Raw genomic sequence first — 4,897 nt, 5'->3', positions numbered from 1 at the left:
GTCGGTGCCGCTGTTTTCCAAGGTCAGCGGGGTGCTGAAGGGGGAGGGCGTGCAGAACTACGTCAACAAGGCGGTGCACAACGTCCCCATCGAGAAATTCAAGATTCCTTTCGGGGCGGTCGCTACCGACCTGCGCACGGGCCAGCCCATCCTGTTCCAGCGTGGCAATGCGGGGGTGGCCGTGCGTGCCTCGTCGGCAGTACCGGGGGTGTTCCAGTCGGTGCGCATCGGCGACCATACCTATGTCGATGGCGGGCTGGTGTCGCCGGTGCCGGTGCGCTTTGCGCGGCAGATGGGGGCGGACTTCGTCATTGCGGTCAACATCTCGGCCAACCCGGAGGCACAGGCGGCCTCCAGCAGTTCCATCGACGTGCTGCTGCAAACCTTTGCCATCATGGGCCAGACCATCAACCAGTACGAGCTCAAGAATGCCGACATCGTGCTGCAGCCCAGCCTGGGGTCCATGAAGGGCAGTGACTTCGCCAGCCGCAACGTGGCCATCCTGGCCGGCGAGCAGGCGGCGACGGCGGCCATGCCGGAAATCAAGCGCAAGTTGAAGCTGATGGAAGCGGGGAGTTGATGGCTCGGCCGTTTTTCACGGGAATATGAAGGAAATAAAAAGGCCGCTGATCCAGCGGCCTTTTGCTATGGGGTATGCACCGTGATGGTGATCATTTCTGTTGGTCGTCGTCGTCGTCACCCGAGATGATGCGGCGTGCACCATTGAAGCGCTTTTTCCAGTAGGACTCATCCATGCTCTCGATACGCACCTGGCCGCCGGCCGAGGGGGAGTGGATGAACTTGCCGTCACCCAGATAGATGCCCACGTGCGAGAAACCACGGCGCAGGGTGTTGTAGAACACCAGGTCGCCCGGTTGCAGGTTGTCGCGGCCGATCTTTTCGCCGACGCGGCTGATTTCCAGCGCCGTGCGCGGCAGGTCGGTGCCCCATGCTTCCTTGAAGACGTAACGCACCAGGCCGCTGCAGTCCAGGCCGGTATCGGGCGAATTGCCGCCGTAGCGGTAATTGATGCCCAGCATGGCCAGGGCCTGGGTGGCCAGTTCGGAGGCGCGGTTGGTGATGTCTTGCAGGCGGGCAATCGCAAGATTGGTCTTGCTGATCAACTGCTGGGCTTGCGGGGAAGTGGCTTGGGGAGGAGGAAGATCCTGCGCTGCCAGGGAAAGGTCAGCGGAATAGGCCGATGCACTGATCCAAAGGCCGGCAGCGAGCGCGCACACACGAGCGGTTTGTCGTCGGATTCGGTCAGATCGGCGTAGGGTCATCGGGATCCTCTCAAAATAGGATTGCGGGACTGTAAGGTAAATCTTACGGCTTGTCAAAAGCTGGATTCGTGCCAGCTTGTCAAGCCGGATCGGATTGACGCGGCAAATGAAGCAAAAATAATACTAAAGTACAGTAAAGCGGATTGAAGATAAGCTATTTTCTGCCATCTCCCCATCAGGCTTTTTCCTACACGAGGCAGGAAAATCCCGGTAAAGGAGTGGCAGATGCTCGAATAGTTCCCGAGATCATTGAGAAAAACGGGGCAGATTGTGGGAAATGGGTCGGTGATGCGAGGGGGCACGTGCACCGATGAGTTTGCTGGCGCAGGATGTCAAAAAAGACTTTCTGGTCGTACAATCAGCGTTCATTTTTTTCTGCCTATCGGAGCAAACATGCAAACCAAGCCGTTCCTGTCGCTGGACGACGTCAAGAAGATCGCCGCCGCCGCTGAAGCCGAAGCCCGTGCCAACAACTGGAACGTGGCCATTTCCGTGGTCGATGATGGTGGTCACCTGCTGTGGCTGCAACGCATGGATGGCGCCGCTCCGATTTCTTCGCAGATCGCTCCGGCCAAGGCCCGTACCGCTGCGCTGGGCCGCCGCGAAAGCAAGATCTATGAAGACATGATCAACAACGGCCGCGTCTCCTTCTTGAGCGCCCCTGGCCTGGATGGTCTGCTCGAAGGCGGCGTGCCGGTGGTGGCCGATGGTCACACCGTGGGTGCTGTGGGCGTGTCCGGCGTGAAGTCCTCGGAAGACGTGCAGATCGCCAAGGCCGGGATCGCTGCCCTGGGCCTCTGATCCAGCCCGCGCCGGCAGTCCAGTCTGCCGGCGTTTCCGCTTTTTTGCACATCATGTCGCTGCATCTTGTGCCAACTTTCGGCGATCTACGATTTGCCGGAGGGTGGCTTTTGCGCTATAATCGAGCGGTTTAGCCAATTTTATCCGCCGTAGCGCATACCCATTCCTCTTCCTCGTTCCCAACAGGCCCAGCCACGCTTCCGTACCGAATGAGTCGGGGTGTTCGCGCCGGTCAGTTTGGCGCGCAAAGGTCTTCCGGTCATCCAGCCGCGGCGGTAACAATCTCAGGAGTTACCCTTGCTGCCTCTTCTTTCCGGTCCCGCGATTCCGGCCGTCCTCGCGCTCGCAGACGGGTCTGTCTTCCAAGGTTTTTCCATCGGCGCCGCAGGCAACACCACCGGTGAGGTCGTGTTCAATACCGCGATGACCGGCTACCAGGAAATCCTGACCGATCCCAGCTACAGCCGCCAGATCGTCACCCTCACTTATCCGCACATCGGCAACACGGGCGTGAACCGTGAAGACGTCGAAGCTTCGCAGATCCACGCTGCGGGCCTGATCATCAAGGACCTGCCGCGCCTGCTGTCGAACTTCCGCAGCCAGCAATCCCTGTCGGATTATCTGAAGGAAGGCAACATCGTCGCCATCGCCGGCATCGACACCCGCAAGCTGACCCGCATCCTGCGCGAGAAGGGCGCGCAGAACGGCGCCATCGTGGCCGGTGAAGCGGACATCGCCGCAGCAACTGCCAAGGCACTGGAACTGGCGCGCGCCTTCCCGGGCTTGGCCGGCATGGACCTGGCTAAGGTGGTTTCCACCCAGAAGGCCTACAACTGGACCGAGACCGAATGGCGTCTGGGCCGTGGCTACGGTCAGCAGATCACCCCGAAATTCCACGTGGTCGCCTTCGACTATGGCGTCAAGTACAACATCCTGCGTATGCTGGCCGAGCGCGGCTGCAAGGTCACCGTGCTGCCGGCGCAAGCCACCGCAGCCGAAGCGCTGGCCCTGAACCCGGACGGCATCTTCCTCTCCAATGGTCCTGGCGACCCGGAACCCTGTGATTACGCCATCGCCGCGTCCAAGGAATTGATCGAGCGCGGCATCCCGACCTTCGGCATCTGCCTGGGTCACCAGATCATGGCCCTGGCCTCCGGTGCCAAGACCCTGAAGATGAAGTTCGGTCACCACGGTGCCAACCACCCGGTGCAGGACCTGGATAGCAAGCAGGTGATGATCACCTCGCAGAACCACGGTTTCGCCGTGGACCAGGCGACCCTGCCGGCCAATTGCCGCGTGACCCACGTGTCGCTCTTCGACGGTTCGCTGCAAGGCTTCGAGCGTACCGACAAACCTGCTTTCTGCTTCCAGGGCCACCCCGAAGCATCCCCTGGACCGCATGACATCGCTCCCCTGTTCGACAAGTTCGTGGCGATGATGGAGAAGAAACAAAATGCCTAAGCGTACTGACATCAAAAGCATCCTGATCATTGGCGCTGGCCCGATCATCATCGGCCAGGCCTGCGAATTCGACTATTCCGGCGCCCAGGCCTGCAAGGCTCTGCGTGAAGAAGGTTTCAAGGTCATCCTGGTCAACAGCAACCCGGCCACCATCATGACCGACCCGGAAATGGCCGACGCCACCTACATCGAGCCGATCACCTGGCAAGCGGTGGAACGCATCATCGCCAAGGAAAAGCCGGACGCCATCCTGCCGACCATGGGCGGCCAGACCGCGCTGAACTGCGCGCTGGACCTGCATCGCCACGGCGTGCTGGACAAGTACAAGGTCGAACTGATCGGCGCCACCCCGGAAGCCATCGACAAGGCCGAGGACCGCTCCAAGTTCAAGCAAGCGATGACCAAGATCGGCCTGGGTTCAGCCCGCTCCGGCGTGTCGCACACGATGGAAGAATCGTGGGCGGTGCAGAAGACCATCGGCTTCCCGGTCATCATCCGTCCGTCCTTCACCATGGGCGGCACCGGTGGCGGCATCGCCTACAACGCCGAAGAATTCGAGACCATCTGCAAGCGCGGCCTGGAGGCTTCGCCGACGTCCGAACTGCTGATCGAGGAATCGCTGATCGGCTGGAAGGAATACGAAATGGAAGTGGTCCGCGACAAGGCGGACAACTGCATCATCGTCTGCTCCATCGAAAACCTGGACCCGATGGGCGTGCACACCGGTGACTCCATCACGGTTGCGCCGGCGCAGACGCTGACCGACAAGGAATACCAGATCATGCGTAACGCCTCGCTGGCGGTGCTGCGTGAAATCGGTGTGGATACCGGCGGCTCCAACGTGCAGTTCTCGGTCAATCCGGCCGATGGCCGCATGATCGTCATCGAAATGAACCCGCGCGTCTCGCGTTCCTCGGCGCTGGCTTCCAAGGCCACGGGCTTTCCGATCGCCAAGATCGCGGCCAAGCTGGCCGTGGGCTTTACGCTGGACGAACTGCGCAACGAGATCACCGGTGGTGCCACCCCGGCGTCCTTCGAGCCGTCCATCGACTACGTCGTGACCAAGATCCCGCGTTTCACCTTCGAGAAATTCCCGCAGGCCGACAAGCACCTGACCACCCAGATGAAGTCCGTGGGTGAAGTCATGGCCATCGGCCGTACCTTCCAGGAATCCTTCCAGAAAGCCCTGCGCGGCCTGGAGGTGGGTGTGGACGGTATGAACGAAAAAACCACCGACCGCGAACTGATCGAGAAGGAACTGGGCGAACCCGGTCCGGACCGCATCTGGTACGTGGGCGACGCCTTCGCGCAAGGCTTCTCGCTGGAAGAAGTGCACAATCTGACCCACATCG

5 protein-coding genes are annotated in these 4,897 nt (G+C 60.8%); 4 read left to right on the top strand and 1 reads right to left on the bottom strand.

Translation table 11 applies throughout. The annotated features are described in order from the left end of the window. The coding region (locus I5W_RS09185; protein WP_044528993.1) for a patatin-like phospholipase family protein at window positions 1–580 on the top strand (580 nt) is incomplete at its 5' end. 91 nt (window positions 581–671) lie between these two features. On the opposite strand, the gene I5W_RS09180 is transcribed toward I5W_RS09185, so the two are convergent. Further along, a complete protein-coding gene (locus I5W_RS09180; RefSeq protein ID WP_017453624.1) occupies window positions 672–1,283 on the bottom strand; it encodes a C40 family peptidase in 612 nt (203 codons plus the stop codon). Between the two features lie 393 nt (window positions 1,284–1,676). Between I5W_RS09180 and I5W_RS09175 the strand changes: the two genes are divergently transcribed. The 3 genes from I5W_RS09175 to carB all read left to right on the top strand — a co-directional run. Beyond that, window positions 1,677–2,084 (top strand): GlcG/HbpS family heme-binding protein, encoded by a 408-nt coding sequence (locus I5W_RS09175; protein WP_017453625.1) that lies wholly within the window; start codon window positions 1,677–1,679, stop codon window positions 2,082–2,084. A gap of 297 nt (window positions 2,085–2,381) precedes the next feature. Beyond that, window positions 2,382–3,545 carry a glutamine-hydrolyzing carbamoyl-phosphate synthase small subunit gene (gene carA, locus I5W_RS09170; RefSeq protein ID WP_044528992.1) on the top strand — a complete coding sequence of 388 codons (1,164 nt, stop codon included), beginning with the start codon at window positions 2,382–2,384 and terminating at the stop codon, window positions 3,543–3,545. Continuing rightward, a partial coding sequence (carB, locus tag I5W_RS09165) for a carbamoyl-phosphate synthase large subunit (protein ID WP_044528991.1) occupies window positions 3,538–4,897 on the top strand: 1,360 nt, incomplete at its 3' end. The genes carA and carB, both read left to right, overlap by 8 nt.

Origin of the sequence: Herbaspirillum sp. B65, from assembly GCF_000333555.1 — a bacterium.
Classification (GTDB): Bacteria; Pseudomonadota; Gammaproteobacteria; order Burkholderiales; family Burkholderiaceae_D; genus Herbaspirillum; species Herbaspirillum rubrisubalbicans.
The sequence above is the reverse complement of the archived record's forward strand: the minus strand, read 5'-3'. Positions and strand labels throughout refer to the sequence as shown.

Coding starts and splice junctions, on each gene's coding strand:
- I5W_RS09180 (WP_017453624.1), bottom strand. CDS start 1,283: ATGACCCTACGCCGATCTGACCGAATCCGACGACAAACCGCTCGTGTG.
- I5W_RS09175 (WP_017453625.1), top strand. CDS start 1,677: ATGCAAACCAAGCCGTTCCTGTCGCTGGACGACGTCAAGAAGATCGCC.